The sequence below is a fragment of the Gilliamella intestini genome (assembly GCF_900094935.1).
Classification (GTDB): Bacteria; Pseudomonadota; Gammaproteobacteria; order Enterobacterales; family Orbaceae; genus Gilliamella; species Gilliamella intestini.
Genome location: NZ_FMBA01000048.1, coordinates 1 through 15,727, shown reverse-complemented (window position 1 = coordinate 15,727; position 15,727 = coordinate 1). Strand labels below are relative to the sequence as shown.

The following is a 15,727-nucleotide window of genomic DNA, read 5'->3' as shown; positions in this document are numbered from 1 at the left end:
TTGTTTATTGGGTGCTAATAGCCTTTCTGGGCTTCGTGGAGGAATGCGCTGTTTACGCTTTATCCTGAGATTAAGCTTTAATTCACAATACACCCTATATACCCGTTTATGATTCCATTTATAGCAGAGCTTTTTGATACGATTAAAGCATTTAGGAAAGCCCCAGCGTAAATGCCGGTCTGTGATAGCATTCAACACCGAAACAATCACCGAATCATCCGGTAACTTAGGTTGATAATAGTAAGCACAACGGCTTAAGCCAACAATGGCACAATTCATAGCAATAGTAACTGAATGATTTTGTTGTAGTTGCTGTGCCCACGTTTTACGTGCCTTTGTGGGCACTAAAGCTTTTTTATTATTTCTTCCTGCAGCTGGGATTTTAAGCTCAGTTCGGCAAACATCTGCTTAAGCTTGCGGTTTTCAGCCTCCAGCTCCTTTAAGCGTTTGATATCCGAAGTTTCCATTCCGCCGTATTTTTCTCGCCATTTATAGAAAGTTGAATTACCCATGCCATATTTACGGCACAGTTCTTTAACCGGAATACCCGCTTCAGCTTCTTTTAAAATAGCGACAATTTGATGTTCAGTCATTTTTATCATAATTAAATCCCCTTTTGCTTTTATCATAGAGAATTTTCTACTTTTTTGCTGTACTATTTTAGGGGGTAGTTACACTCCATTCATCAAACTCTTCTGCAAATCTCGCCAAGCAATACCGGTTCTCATTCGGAAAAGGATCCCTTCAAACGTCATCCGATGCTCGGATTTATTATAAACTCGGCCGGTATTTTTCATTATTTGTAGTAGCTTTTCCCACCGTTTATCTGTTAGCATTGTTCTTGGCATGATGAATCGAGTTATGGTTGTTTTTTGCAGAATTATTATAACTCACATCATGCCGTCTAAAAAATAATCACGAAAGATCAACACGCCCTAATAACAATTAATATTAAAGCCACCTAATACTATATCGTTTGTCTTATTTTGGTGTCGAATAGCCAAAGTACAGATCATTAGTCAATCGCTAATTTCCCAACCTAAATATAACCACTATCTCTATTTTGAACACCCAAACCACAAACACCTATCTCCCTACTTTAATACATTTTTAAGTGTATTTCTTCAAATATTCAAGATATGATATAGAAAAATAACCAATATAAAACAGAACAATGAGTAACGAAATCGAATTAAAATTTGAAATCAATACCAACGATATTGCCAGTTTAAAATATTATTTAAATCAATGGGCTGATTGTGACGAGGCCGAATTTTCGGCATCATTAGCATTATCATCAACAAAACACAGTGTTATCAAACAAAACTTGACCAATACTTATTACGATACTAGTGACTATTACCTGCGCAATCATGGTTGTGGGCTACGTGTAAGAGAGTGCGAGGATAGTTTAGTAAAACGTTTTGAAATCACATTAAAACGTGATAAAAAATCGATTGCAGGATTGCATGAGCGTGCCGAATTTAATGTTGATTTGCCTGATTCTGTTCCTGATTTAACCATATTACCTTGTCATGCATTGCCAAATGGCTGTGATATTGCTGAGCTACAACGGGATTTACAGCCTCTATTTACCACCAATTTTGAGCGGCAAGCGTGGTTAATTTCGTTTGCAAGTAGTGAAATTGAAGTTGCGTTAGATCAAGGGATAATTACTTCTAATGGCCAATCTATGCCAATTAAAGAGGTTGAACTTGAAATCAAACAAGGTCATAAACACGATTTACTTAATTTTGCTATTGAGTTAACTCGATTTAATTTGCATCTCTTTTCACAAAGCAAAGCTTCTAGAGGTTATCGATTACTGAATAATTTGGCACCTAAAAAGGGCGATTATGCGATTTCAAGTCAATGTGATTTGACTAAATTACTCGAGTTTTGGCAACAAAACGAAGAATATGCTTTAGAAGTGGATGATTTGGAATACTACAAGCAAACTTTAAATCAAGTAAATGATCAGTTAACCAATAAACCGCTTTCTAACGAGCCTGAGTTTGCTCAATGGCAAGCAGCATTGTTGGTTATTAATTCTGTAAAAGAATTTGCTTTTAGTGAGATAAATACGAAGCTAAAACTAATGTTAATTGTTGCAATAAATAAAACTAACATATAAATATAACGATATAGAGATGAAAAAGTCATTTTTTAAATTACCTTTATTACTCGTTTTATTTTATTGGTTATTTAATATTGTTTTTGTTGTTACTTACAGTGTTAGATTTGATGAGTATTTTTTTATATCATCAGATATGACAACCTATCAGATTAGCAGAAAATTTATTAAGCGAATATTACTCAACTTCTTTTTACAGTTGCCTAGTTCACTTGTGCTATTTATTACTTCCGTATTGATATTGAACAAATATGCTGTTAATCAAATCAATCAAAAAAATATCGTCAATAGTTTATTTATTGCCATATTAATTACATTAGGCGATATTGTTGGCCGATTGTATTGTTACACCTATATTTATGAGTGTATTCAGTCTGGGCGACAATATTTAAATCCCAATATATATTTCTTTTTGCCTAACTATATAACTAATTTTTTAAAGATAGCCATAAGTTATTTTTTTATAATATTGTTAACTTACCTTGGCATCAAATTGTTTAATAAAAGTTATACTCATAACGATAATGCATTAACTCAAAAAGAGAGCCAACAACTACATTTAGGTTTATTTATAGTACTTTATAATTGCTACTTTCTTACTACATTATTTGCGCTAATTTTTTTAGATAAAGATATGTATTACAGTTTTAAAAATATCATTATTAATATAGTTGGTTTAACTGTATTTTTATCAATTGTTAATTTACTCGGTTATTTTTTATTAAGACGATGTTTTACTGGTGTAACAGAAACCTTAGCCTTAATAAGACTCATTTTTAGTTCAATGGGCATTTTTATATTAAATTGCCTATTATTGAGCGGATTGATAATGTTTAATGTTTTATTAGCACGTTATTTAAACTATTTGAGCAAAATAAGCGAGTTAAAAATAGTAATTATTTGGTTTGTGATGGCAGTAATTTTATTTATTTTAAGCTGTGTATTGGTGAGAATAGCGGTTAAATTACTATTTGGTAAAATGAATAAAAATTATCAAAATATTTAAGTCTAAATGTAATTATTTATTAGCTAGCACTGATTTTTATTATTGTGAATGAATTCTAAGAGAGCTTGCCTATGTCAGAATTTAACTTGTCGTTTTCTTCTTTGCTTGAACAACAAAAGCAAAAAGTTGCCCTTCAACTTGAGCAATGCAATCTGGCTCAAGTGCAAGCTCACCTTGATATTTTGGTGCAGAGTGACTTTTTGGTCGATACGTTTTGTCGATTCCCTAATTGGTTTGCCGACATAATACAAAACCCACCACAAGCCGATGAAAGGCAATTTTATCAATCTTGGATAGATACGCAATTGTCAGGTGTGACCGATGAAGCTATTTTTATGAAAACGCTCAGGCTGTTTAGGCATTTTATGCTAGTGCGCCTTGAGTGGTCACAATTGGCAAAAATAAGTCATGATGAGCAGATATTATTGCAATTGACTGAATTGGCCGAGGTGATTATTGTTACAGCCCGTGATTGGCTTTATGAACTTAGTTGCAAAGAGTGGGGAACACCTTGTAATGCTCAAGGTCAGGCGCAGCCATTGCTGATTTTAGGTATGGGAAAATTAGGTGGTGGAGAACTTAATTTTTCGTCCGATATTGATTTGATTTTTACCTATCCTGAACATGGACAAACACAAGGAGGGCCGAGAGAGTTAGATAATGCTGTATTCTTCACACGTTTGGGACAACGTTTGATCAAAGCGTTAGACCAAATTACAGAAGACGGATTTGTTTATCGCGTTGATATGCGCTTGCGGCCGCTTGGTGATGGCGGACCTTTGGTACTGAGTTTTTCTGCTATGGAAGATTACTACCAAGAACAAGGGCGCGATTGGGAACGTTATGCTATGGTTAAAGCCAAAGTTCTTGGTGATCAGCATGCCCCTTATGTAGGCGAACTGTATCAAATGTTGAAGCCTTTTGTTTATCGCCGTTATATCGATTTTAGTGTTTTACAATCATTGCGTAATATGAAAAGCATGATTGAACGTGAAGTGCGTCGCCGTGGTTTAAAAAATAATATCAAGCTTGGCGCTGGTGGGATTCGTGAAATAGAGTTTATTGTGCAAGTTTTTCAGCTAATTCGTGGTGGGCGAGTCGTGGGATTACAAACACGTTCACTACTTACGGCTTTATCTGTTATTGAGCAAGAGTCATTACTTAATACTGACGAAGTAACTGCACTTCGAGAAAATTATTTCTTTTTACGTCGTTGTGAAAATATACTACAAGCTATTTGCGATGAGCAAACCCAAACACTACCTGATGATGAGCTCGATCAATTACGTTTAGCAACAAGTATGGGATTTGCTAATTGGAAAGAATTTGAGCGAAGTTTATCCAAACGCATGCAAGTTAATCGCCAAATTTTTAATGAACTTATTGGCGAAAACGAATCAGAATCTACCTCAACGACCAAACCTTATAATGATCAATTTGATGATCTTTGGGTGCCTGATCTCCAAATTAGTGATGTCAGCGCAGTGTTACCCAATTATTCAGAAACACAAATCGCACAGATCCATCAAATGCTAATACAATTTCGCAATGATATTGGTAAACGTACCATTGGTGTACGAGGGCGCGAAATACTCGATCAATTGATGCCACGTTTATTAGAGTCAATTTGTAGCGAAAAAACAGCGATAGTGGTTTTATCAAGAATTTTGCCTTTACTAGTTAATATTGTAAGTCGCACTACTTATCTAGAATTATTACTAGAATATCCAACAGCTTTAAAACAATTAATTCGTTTATGTAGCGCATCGCCAATGATTAGCGATCAACTAGCTCATTATCCTATATTGTTAGATGAACTTATTGATATTAATTCACTTTACCAAACTGTTGCGCCTGATGAGTATAAAAGCCAGCTTTATCAATATTTATTACGCATTCAAGTTGATGATGAAGAGCAACAACTTGAAGCTTTACGACAATTTAAACAGATGCAATTGTTGCATATAGCTGCTTGCGATGTTGAGCATGTATTAACTACCATGAAGGTCAGTGATCACCTAACTTATGTTGCTGAATCCTTATTAGATTTTGTAGTACAAATGGCTTGGAATCAAATGGTTACTCGCTATGGGAGACCAGAATATTTGGCTGATAATGATAAAGGATTAGTTGTGGTTGCCTATGGCAAATTAGGTGGTTGGGAGTTAGGTTATGGTTCAGATTTAGATTTGGTTTTTTTACATGATTGTCCAGTTAATAGTATAACCAACGGCAATAAGCAGATAGATAGTCGTCAATTCTATTTGCGTTTAGTTCAGCGAATTATTCATCTATTTAATGTTCGTACTAGTTTTGGGATTTTATATGAAGTCGATGTAAGGCTTCGCCCTCAGGGTGATGCAGGGTTGCTTGCTTGTAGTTTAGATTCGTTCGAAGATTACCAAATGAATGAAGCTTGGACTTGGGAGCATCAAGCATTAGTCAGAGCCAGAGCTATATATGGAGAAGGTGAATTAATAAAACGTTTTAACCAAATTCGTCATGATGTGCTTTGTAAAAAGCGCGATGAAAAAGCCTTAAAAACTGAAGTTCGCCAAATGCGCGAAAAAATGAGAAATCATCTTGGTACCACACAAGCCAATTTATTTAATTTAAAAATCGATGAAGGAGGAATAGGGGATATTGAGTTTTTATCTCAATATCTTGTGCTTAATTATGCTAATAAATATCCTAAAATGACAAAGTGGAGCGATAATGTTCGGATTTTAGAACTTGCGACAAATTATCAAATCATGGATAGCCAAGAAGCAGAGCAGCTAACACAAATCTATATCGACATGCGGAATAAAACCCATCAGCTTGCATTGCAATTGTTGCCAAGCACGGTAGACAGCGCACAGTTTAAGCAAGAAACACAAATAGTCAATCAAAGTTGGCAAAAATGGTTGAAATAGTAGTATTAAAAACGCCGACTAGAACGGCGTTTTTAATGATTTAACCGGCTTAATTATTTAACTTCTTTCCATAAAATCAAATCTTGATCTTCAAGATCTGACCTATCAAAGCCCACGTTCGGTTTGATATCTTCACGGTCAAAAGCGATATCGCCACCATTAACGGCAAGATCACCTTTTTTAATTTCTTTAAAATCAAACAAATTAGTATCACAAAGATGAGATAAGGTAATGTTTTGTGTTGCTCGAAACATGGTTTCAATTCGACCTGGATATTTTTTATCCCATTCATTTAGCATTTCTTTAATTACTTGTCTTTGCAGATTTGGTTGTGAACCACAAAGATTACAAGGAATAATCGGAAATTGTTTAATTTCAGCGTATTTGGCGATGTCTTTTTCTTTGCAATAAGCTAGTGGTCGGATAATGATATGTTCGCCTGAATCATTCATTAGCTTCGGTGGCATTGCTTTAAGCTTACCGCCATAAAACATGTTTAAAAAGAGCGTTTCTAAAATATCATCACGATGATGTCCAAGGGCAATTTTAGTTGCACCAAGTTCGGTCGCTGTGCGATATAAAATACCACGGCGTAGTCGTGAGCAAAGCGAGCAAGTTGTTTTACCGTCAGGAATTTTATCTTTGACAATGCCATAGGTGTTTTCTTGCACGATTTTATATTCAATGCCTAACGAATTTAGATATTCAGGCAATACATGTTCAGGAAATCCCGGTTGTTTTTGATCTAAATTAACCGCTATTAGATCAAAGTTTACTGGCGCACTGATTTTTAAGTTGATAAGAATATCAAGCAAAGTGTAACTGTCTTTACCGCCAGACAAGCAAACCATAATACGATCGCCTTCTTCGATCATATTAAAGTCAGCGATTGCCTCGCCAGTTAAGCGACGCAATCGTTTATGTAGTTTATTTTGATTATATGTATTCATCACAATTTTATTGGTTATTCGGCACGGCTCATGTAACGACGTTCAGCAATATGAACTTTGACTTTTTCGTGGTTATCAATATATTCAGGAACCTGAATAACAAGCCCTGTTGATAAAGTGGCAGGCTTAGTTCGTGCACTTGCTGAAGCGCCTTTAATACTTGGTGAGGTTTCAATAATTTCTAGATCAACGGTTTGTGGTAGTTCTAATGCAATAACTTCATCATCAGCCATTAACACTTGTATTCCATCCATTCCACCTTCAGGAATAAATAAGAGTTCTTCTTCAATTTGCTCTTTTTTGAAGATATAAGGGGTAAAATCCTCATTATCCATAAACACATATTCATCACCATCAATATATGAAAAACTCACAGGTCGACGGGATAGTTCAATTGTTTCGAGTATATCATCACCTTTAAAGCGTTCTTCAACTTTTCCACCATTTTTTACATCGGTAAAACGCATTTTATAAAGTGTACTAGCACCTCGAGCACTTGGACTTTGAACATCAATATCTTTAACGAGTAATAATTTGCCATTATAGGTGACTGCATCGCCACGCTTTATTTCATTTGCTTTAGCCATAATAGTCTTTTTTCACAATTAGTAATAACAGGATTAAAAAATTAATTCACTATTTTACCGCTAACTTGCTATTGTCACCATTAAAATTTATCGAAGATCCTTAAAATAGACGAAAATCATGACCGATTTATTTAAATACCGAAAAAATTGAGGTGTATGCTGTATTACATCTTCGATTTCGTCCTACCCCCTGGTATGCTCAATGGTAAACTTGCTGGTGAACCTTTCATACATTCGAACAAAGACTTTAAATGTGCTCTGTTTGCGCAAGCGTCAAGACCAACTGTCTGCGGTCGATTAACTTTCTGTCTAGAAATGTGCGGAAGTAATCGTGCCCAAGCCATAGATTATTTAACCCAATTAGAACAGTTAACTAGCGCATAAGTATTGCTTCTATTTAATAAATCAGGTTAATTATTAGAATTATTTATCTCTCATTGTTTTTTTTTTGATAAACTTCACAGCAATTTATTACTTGATAATAAAAAATCTATAATCAACAAAATAGGTTTTACTATTGTTGAATAATTAAATATTGAAGAAGCATGAATCTAATTCATTCTTTATTAAGTTTACGCTTTTAGTCAAGAAGAATATTGATATGAAGAAAAAATTAAAAAGAGCTTTAAAAGCACGTCATTTAGCAATGATTGCTATTGGCGGCTCAATCGGTACGGGGCTATTTGTTGCATCTGGTGCAACAGTTGCAAAGGCAGGTCCTGGGGGAGCTTTACTTTCGTACGCCATTATTGGTGTAATGGTGTATTTTTTAATGACTAGTTTGGGGGAACTAGCCGCTTATTTACCTGTTTCAGGCACCTTTGCAACTTATGGTTCACGTTATGTAGATGAAGCGTTTGGTTTTGCCATTGGTTGGAACTATTGGTATAACTGGGCAATTACGGTTGCGGTTGATTTAGTTGCAGCCCAACTAGTTATTTCTTATTGGTTTGTTGCAGGTCCTTATAGCTGGTTATGGAGCTTATTGTTTTTAAGTATCATCTTTTGTTTAAACTATATTTCAGTTAAAGGCTTTGGTGAAGCTGAATTTTGGTTTTCATTAATTAAAGTCGTCACTGTTATTGTTTTTATTATTGTTGGTTTATTAATGATTATTGGTATTTTCCATGGTGCAGAAGGTGCAGGTTGGCAAAATTGGACCATCGAAAAAGCGCCTTTTGCAGGTGGATTTTCATCAATGATTGGTGTCGCAATGATAGTTGGGTTTTCATTTCAAGGTACCGAATTGATTGGTATTGCAGCTGGTGAATCAAAAGATCCAGAAAAAAATATTCCTAAAGCTATGCGACAAGTCTTTTGGCGAATACTGTTATTTTATATCTTGGCGATTTTTGTTATCAGCTTGATTATTCCTTATACTGATCCTAATTTACTGCGTAATAAAGAAACCGACGTTAGCGTAAGTCCGTTTACCTTAGTATTCCGCAATGCGGGATTATTATCTGCGGCAGCATTTATGAATACAGTTATTTTAACATCGGTATTATCAGCAGGTAACTCAGGGCTCTATGCTTCAACGCGTATGCTCTATGCACTTGCCAAAGAAGGTAAAGCGCCTAAGATTTTTGCTCGGTTGTCTTCTTCTGGTGTGCCACGCGTAGCATTGCTAGCAACAACATTTGTGGCAATGCTTTGTTTTTTAACTTCTCTGTATAAAGATCAGGTTGTTTATTCGTGGTTACTTAACATGTCAGGTATGACTGGCTTTATTGCTTGGCTTGGTATTGCTATCAGTCATTATCGTTTTAGAAAGGGCTACATAATGCAAGGTAATAATGTTAATCAATTACCATATCGTTCAAGCTTTTTTCCATTTGGTCCTATTTTTGCCTTTATATTATGCTTAATTATTACACTTGGGCAAAATTATGAAGCTTTCCTACAAGGCACGATTGATTGGAATGGTGTAATAGCGACTTATATCGGTATACCGCTATTTTTAATGATTTACTTTGGCTATAAAATAGTTAAAAAAACAAAATGGATTAAATACGATCAAATGAATTTTTCTAAAGATGATTAACTCACTAGCTTAGTTTGAATATCTCACTTCTCCGTCGACTTTTGTCGACGGTTTTTATTAAAAAAGAGAGAAACAAACAGTTATATAGCGATAACAGTTTATTCTGATAACGATATTAGCGACTACGGAAGATGATGCGTGCTTTAGATAGATCGTAAGGTGTCATTTCAACAGTAACTTTATCACCAGTTAAAATACGAATATAGTTCTTCCGCATCTTACCAGAAATATGTGCAGTAACGACATGACCATTTTCAAGTTCAACACGAAACATCGTGTTTGGAAGTGTATCAAGTATGGTACCTTGCATTTCAATGTTATCTTCTTTTGCCATTGGGGCCTCTTAATAATAAATACAAATTAAATATATTTAACTGACTCATCTACCTTATCACGCTAAACGCACAATAACAAAACAAGAATGATGCTTTTATACCATCTTATTAGTGTATTATTCGATGATTTAGCAAAGTTAAATATAAACACAAAAAACCGAATTTAAAATATATAAACACAGCGGCAAAATAATGCCGAAAAAACTGTCAGATGTAAAGTCCTTTCTACTTTTTCGTACCATAAAGACCTTGTATATGAATATATTGCCAAACTTTAGGTGGTAGCAAATTTTTACAATTTTGTGCATTGTTGATATTTTGTCTGATTTCTGTAGCCGAAATATCCTCAAGTGCTGTATGTGCCAAATAGATATAACCATTTGGTGAATTGTGTAAATCTTTTACATCGTTGGTTTGATGCGTATCAATCCATTGTTGTAGTTTTGTACTATCGGTTTGGGTTGAATAACTAGCTCTTCGACAAATTAGCAAATGACAATAATCAAGTAACGTTTGCCATTTATACCAAGTTGGCAATCCTAGCAGTGAATCTTGTCCCATAATAAACGCGAGTGGTTTTTGGTTACCATTTTTGCATCGCCATGCTTGTAGGGTTTCAACTGTATAAGATGGGCGAATTGATGTTTCGGGCAAGATTTCGCTTACATCTAGTGCAAATAAAGGCAAATCTTCAATAGCTAATGCTAACATTGCTAAACGTTGCTCAGTATTTGCTTCGGGTTGCGGTTTATGCGGGGGAATATGATTAGGCAACAAACGAATTTGCTTTAAATCAACTTCATTCGCTAATGAAATAGCAGGGCGAAGGTGTCCATAATGGATTGGATCAAAAGTTCCACCTAATAACGCAGTTAACATTTATCTAAACCCATAAATTGCATGGATAAACTAAATATAGCATCCCATATTTGCACTTGGTTATCATGCTTTAGACTGATTTCGATTTCAGTCAATTTTGCCAGTGAAGTAAACAAGCTTGTAAGATCGCAACGGTTTAAATAGCTTGTATAAATTGTTCTTTTATTTTGCCAAACTTTATACTCATCGAAGATTTGCTTGAATGATTTTTGTTGCAAGCCTTTTTTTAAGTTGATTAACAATATTAGTTCTCGCTGAATAATCCGCAATAAAATTAAAGGTTCAAATTCATTCATTTTTAATTGCTGCAGAACATGAGTTGCCCGTTTGACTTTATGAGCAACCATTGCATCTATCCAATGATAAGGGGTAAATATAGCCGAATCGTTAATATTGCTTTCAACTTGATCATAAGAAATGTTTTGCTCTGGATACAACAATTTTAATTGTGCAATAACTTGCGTTAATGCTAGTAAATTTCCTTCATAATAGTAACAAAGTAACTCAATTGCTTTTGGTTCAATGGTTATTTGTTGTTGCTGCAAATGGCTTTTAATCCATTGTGGTAATTGCAAAGTATCGGGTGTGGCACAATTAACGACGACTAATTTATCTGATAGCGTTTTATACCAAGTTGCGTTTTCTTGTGATTTTGTAATTTTATTAAGTGTAATTATCAGCGCAATATCAGGTGTTAAAATCTCACTTAACGTATTAAGTTTGGTACTAATACCTGCATTTAGTGCACCATCACCAAAATCAAGCAAAATCAATGTATTGTTAGAAAACAGATTCATTGCTTGGCAGCTATCTAAAATGGCTGTCCAGTCAGTTTGATTATCAACCACAAACGTCAGTTGCTCATCAAAGCCTGTATGAGTAAAGGCTTTTCGTAACTCGGTTTGGACGTAATTTTGTAAATAAGGATCACTGCCTAAAATTAAATAATAGGGCGATCCTAATTTATGGCTAATTTGATCCGCATTAATTTTAATCATTATAACGTTAATTTACCGCATCAATTGATTTTAATTTACGAATAACTTGTTTAGCAGCTTGTTTAAACATTTCATTTTCGATTATATCTTGTTCGACTGTTTTTGCTAATGCATCTGATGGGTTATCAAAGAAAGTCCTAAACACTCGAACATTAATTGGGTATGTTTGTTGACCTGCAATAACAACTTGTGCTTCAACCGTTAACACTAATTGATATTCAGCCGCTTTACCATCTTGATAAATCGAAATGGTATTACGGCTGAGGTTTTCGCTTAACATCCTTAACGATGGTACTTGTTCAGTCGCGTTATTCGTTAGTGTTACTCTGTTATCGTGTAATATCTCTTTAATTTCACGAGATAAGCGTCCATAAGGGTCATAACTTATATAAGATATCGTCTTAAAACGTGCAGGAACTTCTGCCTCATGCTGTAAATGAAATCCACATCCTGTTAAGGATATTGCCAATAACATCAATAAAGCTAAATACTTTTTCATATCTATAACCGCCTAAATTTAGTTATCAAACAATATTAACCAACAACCAGATTTAAAAGCTTGCCTGGAACGTAAATAACTTTACGGATAGCAACATCACTCAAATATTTTTGAATATTCGCCTCTTGTTTTGCTTGTGACATAACAAAATCTTGATCCGCATTCGCAGGTACTGTAAATTTGCCACGCACTTTACCATTAATTTGTACAACAATGAGTTTTTCGTCTTCAACCATCGCCGCCTCATCAGCAACAGGCCAAGTAGTGTCATCAATCGATTGGTTATGACCTAAAGCTTGCCACATAACAAAACAAGCGTGTGGCATCATTGGGTAAAGCAAGCGAACAATTGCATTTAAAGCCTCACTCATTAGAGCGCGATCTTGCTCAGTTTCTTGAGGTGCTTTTTGTAAGCGATTCATAAATTCCATCACAGCGGCAATAGCTGTATTAAATGTTTGGCGGCGGCCAATATCATCACTCACTTTAGCAATGGTTTTATGTAATTCACGACGCAGTGATTTTTGTTCACTATCTAGAGCTGTAACATCGAGTTTTGCTGCTGCACCTTTTTGGGTATGTTCATAAACTAAACGCCATACACGTTTAATAAATCGGTTTGCACCTTCAACGCCAGATTCTTGCCATTCTAGTGTCATCTCAGCAGGGGATGCAAACATCATAAACAATCGAACGGTATCGGCGCCATATTTTTCAACCATTTCTTGTGGGTCGATACCATTATTTTTAGATTTTGACATCTTTGTCATACCGGCATGAACTAGCTCATTGCCATGACTATCGATCGCCTTAGCAATGCGACCTTTTTCATCACGTTCAATAGTGACTTCGGTTGGTGAAACCCAAATACGTTCATTGGTTGGGCTGGTGTAATAAAATGCATCGGCTAATACCATGCCTTGGCATAATAGACGTTTTGCTGGCTCATTGGACGAAACTAAACCAAAATCACGCATTAATTTATGGAAAAATCTAAAATAAAGTAAATGCATAATGGCATGTTCAATACCACCTACATACTGGTCAACAGGCAACCAGTAATTTGCTGCTTTTTCATCTAACATACCTTTATCATAATTTGGGCAGGTATAACGGGCATAATACCAAGAAGATTCCATAAAAGTATCAAACGTATCGGTTTCACGTAGTGCAGATTGACTGTTAACGGTTGTCTTAGCCCAGTTAGGATCTGCCTTAATTGGACTGGTAATACCATTCATTTCAACATTTTCAGGTAAAATAACTGGTAATTGGTCTTCTGGTGTTGGTATGGTTGTACCATCTTCAAGCGTCACCATTGGGATTGGTGCACCCCAATAACGTTGACGCGAAACCCCCCAATCACGCAAACGATAATTAACTTTACGTTTACCAATACCTAATGCAATTAACTTATCAGCAACAGCATTAAATGCTTGCTCAAAATCAAGACCATCAAACTCGCCTGAATTAAATAATTTTCCGTGTTCAGTATAAGCTTGCTGTGAAAGATCGGGCGCATTACCGTCTTGAGTTAAAATAACCGGATTAATTGGTAAGTTATATTTTGAAGCAAATTCATAATCACGTTCATCGTGCCCAGGTACAGCCATTACTGCACCTGTACCATATTCAATTAACACAAAATTAGCAATCCAAACAGGAACTTTTTTACCTGTTAAAGGATGGACAGCATAAAAGCCTGTGGCAATACCTTTCTTTTCCATGGCTGCCATATCAGCTTCGGCTGTTTTGATATTTTTGCATTCAGCAACAAATTCAGCAATTTTAGGATCGTTTTTTGTGGCTAATTGTGCAAGAGGGTGCTCTGCGGCAACTGACACAAAGCTAACCCCCATTAATGTATCAGGACGAGTTGTATAGACGCGTAACTTATCAGCATAATTTTCAACAGCAAAATCAAACTCAACGCCTTCAGAACGCCCAATCCAGTTACGTTGCATGGTTTTGACTTGTTCAGGCCAGCTTTCTAATGTATCTAAATCGTTTAGTAACTCTTCGGCATAGTCTGTAATTTTAATAAACCATTGAGGGATCTCTTTGCGCTCAACTGGCGTGCTACAACGCCAACAACAACCTTCAACCACTTGCTCATTAGCAAGAACAGTTTGATCGTTAGGACACCAGTTAACGGCAGAGGTTTTTTTATACACTAATCCCTTTTCATACAACTTAGTAAAAAACCACTGTTCCCATTTATAATATTCTGGGCGACACGTTGTCACTTCACGATCCCAATCATAACCAAAACCTAAGAGTTGTAATTGCTTTTTCATATAAGCAATATTTTCATAGGTCCATTTTGCAGGTGCAGTATTGTTTTTAACTGCAGCTCCTTCAGCCGGCAAACCAAACGCATCCCAACCAATTGGTTGCAGTACATTTTTACCATTTAAACGCTGATAACGTGAAATGGTATCGCCGATAGTATAGTTACGCACATGACCAAGATGCAAACGCCCAGAAGGGTAAGGCAGCATCGATAAGCAGTAATATTTTTCTTTTGATGGATCTTCAGTAACGTGAAAGGTTTTATTTTCTTGCCAGTGTTTTTGTACAGTGGCTTCAATTTCATCTGGGCGGTATTGTTCTTGCATGACGAGTTAATGTCCTATCTATTATTGCTAATAAAAATATGCTGCTAATTGTATTGTTTATTGACACGTTTTACAAACGATATGTGAAACAAGCAGAATGATTTGACGTCAATTTTTTATGAATTAAACCGAATAAAGTTACCAATATAAATAAAAAGAAATAAAATTTTCCACCTCTTGCTTTATGTTGCTTTATGAAAAAAATAACTTATTTTAGATAAGCTAATTGTTGTCTATGTTGGTAGCAACTTTCTCAAGTACTAAATAGAAAGGGATAATGATTTTTTTGTTTAGGTATCACATATTGTACAAAGAAGAGCTATTACAATGAGATTAAAAGGATTGTATTTTGATTGTCAGGTTGATGGTTGTGCTCCTGATACTTTTGCGGTCACGGAGTTTACGTTAGACGAGCACCTGTCAGAGCTATTTACCTTAACCCTAACCCTGACAAGTCCCGAAGCCGATATTGATATTAAATCGCTGATTTTGTGTAAAGCATATTTAACGGTGAGTCAGAATGGCGTACCCCAGCGAGAGGTGATAGGGATTATTACCGAAGCCAAACGTGGTAAAAGTGGTTTTCGGCGGACCTATTACACCCTGATTGTTCGCCCCTCGCTATGGTTACTAACCCAACGTCAACAAAGTCGTATCTTCCATTTTAAAAGCATTCCAGAAGTTCTCGATATTTTATTGCAAGAGCATCAAATTCGTTTTTGTTGTGATTGTCGCGATAAACATACTCAGCGTGAATTTATC

General features: G+C 35.6%; 14 protein-coding genes and 2 pseudogenes. 6 read left to right on the top strand and 10 right to left on the bottom strand.

Features of this window, described 5'->3' with window-relative positions; genetic code table 11:
• From GA0061080_RS10020 to GA0061080_RS10010, 3 genes and pseudogenes are all read right to left on the bottom strand, one after another.
• A pseudogene (locus GA0061080_RS10020) lies at window positions 1-345 on the bottom strand (IS3 family transposase); the annotation flags it as partial.
• Entirely contained in the window at window positions 345-629 is a 285-nt protein-coding gene (locus GA0061080_RS10015; RefSeq protein ID WP_091124987.1) for a transposase, read from the bottom strand. The pseudogene GA0061080_RS10020 and the gene GA0061080_RS10015, both read right to left, overlap by 1 nt.
• 63 nt (window positions 630-692) lie before the next feature.
• A pseudogene (locus GA0061080_RS10010) lies at window positions 693-848 on the bottom strand (transposase); the annotation flags it as partial.
• 326 nt (window positions 849-1,174) lie between these two features.
• Here GA0061080_RS10010 and GA0061080_RS10005 point away from each other — a divergent pair.
• The 3 genes from GA0061080_RS10005 (at window position 1,175) to glnE (ending at window position 6,055) form a co-directional block, all read left to right on the top strand.
• Window positions 1,175-2,134: a CYTH domain-containing protein gene (locus GA0061080_RS10005; RefSeq protein WP_091124983.1), complete on the top strand. Its 960-nt coding sequence runs from the start codon at window positions 1,175-1,177 to the stop codon at window positions 2,132-2,134.
• Between the two features lie 16 nt (window positions 2,135-2,150).
• Window positions 2,151-3,140, top strand: a complete 990-nt coding sequence (locus GA0061080_RS10000) for a hypothetical protein (protein WP_091124977.1) — start codon at window positions 2,151-2,153, stop codon at window positions 3,138-3,140.
• A gap of 71 nt (window positions 3,141-3,211) precedes the next feature.
• On the top strand, window positions 3,212-6,055 hold the full coding sequence (gene glnE / locus GA0061080_RS09995) for a bifunctional [glutamate--ammonia ligase]-adenylyl-L-tyrosine phosphorylase/[glutamate--ammonia-ligase] adenylyltransferase (RefSeq protein WP_091124973.1): 2,844 nt from the start codon (window positions 3,212-3,214) through the stop codon (window positions 6,053-6,055).
• A gap of 53 nt (window positions 6,056-6,108) precedes the next feature.
• On the opposite strand, the gene ttcA is transcribed toward glnE, so the two are convergent.
• Together ttcA and efpL are read right to left on the bottom strand one after the other, a co-directional pair.
• Window positions 6,109-7,005, bottom strand: coding sequence for a tRNA 2-thiocytidine(32) synthetase TtcA (gene ttcA / locus GA0061080_RS09990; RefSeq protein ID WP_091124970.1), 897 nt, complete (start codon window positions 7,003-7,005; stop codon window positions 6,109-6,111).
• A 14-nt stretch (window positions 7,006-7,019) separates the two neighbouring features.
• Window positions 7,020-7,592 carry an elongation factor P-like protein EfpL gene (gene efpL, locus GA0061080_RS09985; RefSeq protein WP_091124966.1) on the bottom strand — a complete coding sequence of 191 codons (573 nt, stop codon included), beginning with the start codon at window positions 7,590-7,592 and terminating at the stop codon, window positions 7,020-7,022.
• A 156-nt stretch (window positions 7,593-7,748) separates the two neighbouring features.
• Here efpL and GA0061080_RS09980 point away from each other — a divergent pair, with 156 nt between their 5' ends.
• Entirely contained in the window at window positions 7,749-7,976 is a 228-nt protein-coding gene (locus GA0061080_RS09980) for a YkgJ family cysteine cluster protein (RefSeq protein ID WP_209435807.1), read from the top strand.
• Between the two features lie 217 nt (window positions 7,977-8,193).
• Window positions 8,194-9,636, top strand: coding sequence for an amino acid permease (locus tag GA0061080_RS09975; protein WP_091124963.1), 1,443 nt, complete (start codon window positions 8,194-8,196; stop codon window positions 9,634-9,636).
• Between the two features lie 115 nt (window positions 9,637-9,751).
• Here the strand turns inward: GA0061080_RS09975 and infA are convergent, their stop codons facing one another.
• From infA to leuS, 5 genes are all read right to left on the bottom strand, one after another.
• Entirely contained in the window at window positions 9,752-9,970 is a 219-nt protein-coding gene (gene infA, locus GA0061080_RS09970) for a translation initiation factor IF-1 (RefSeq protein WP_025315083.1), read from the bottom strand.
• 226 nt (window positions 9,971-10,196) lie between these two features.
• Window positions 10,197-10,850, bottom strand: coding sequence for a nicotinate-nucleotide adenylyltransferase (nadD, locus tag GA0061080_RS09965; protein ID WP_091124960.1), 654 nt, complete (start codon window positions 10,848-10,850; stop codon window positions 10,197-10,199).
• Window positions 10,844-11,848: a DNA polymerase III subunit delta gene (gene holA, locus GA0061080_RS09960; RefSeq protein ID WP_091124956.1), complete on the bottom strand. Its 1,005-nt coding sequence runs from the start codon at window positions 11,846-11,848 to the stop codon at window positions 10,844-10,846. Before holA ends, nadD begins: the two co-directional genes overlap by 7 nt.
• Window positions 11,849-11,855: 7 nt before the next feature.
• Window positions 11,856-12,347 (bottom strand): LPS assembly lipoprotein LptE, encoded by a 492-nt coding sequence (gene lptE, locus GA0061080_RS09955; protein ID WP_091124952.1) that lies wholly within the window; start codon window positions 12,345-12,347, stop codon window positions 11,856-11,858.
• Between the two features lie 35 nt (window positions 12,348-12,382).
• Window positions 12,383-14,965, bottom strand: coding sequence for a leucine--tRNA ligase (leuS, locus tag GA0061080_RS09950; RefSeq protein WP_091124948.1), 2,583 nt, complete (start codon window positions 14,963-14,965; stop codon window positions 12,383-12,385).
• A gap of 327 nt (window positions 14,966-15,292) precedes the next feature.
• Between leuS and GA0061080_RS09945 the strand changes: the two genes are divergently transcribed.
• Window positions 15,293-15,727 (top strand): contractile injection system protein, VgrG/Pvc8 family (locus GA0061080_RS09945; protein ID WP_280642409.1); only part of this gene is annotated, 435 nt, incomplete at its 3' end.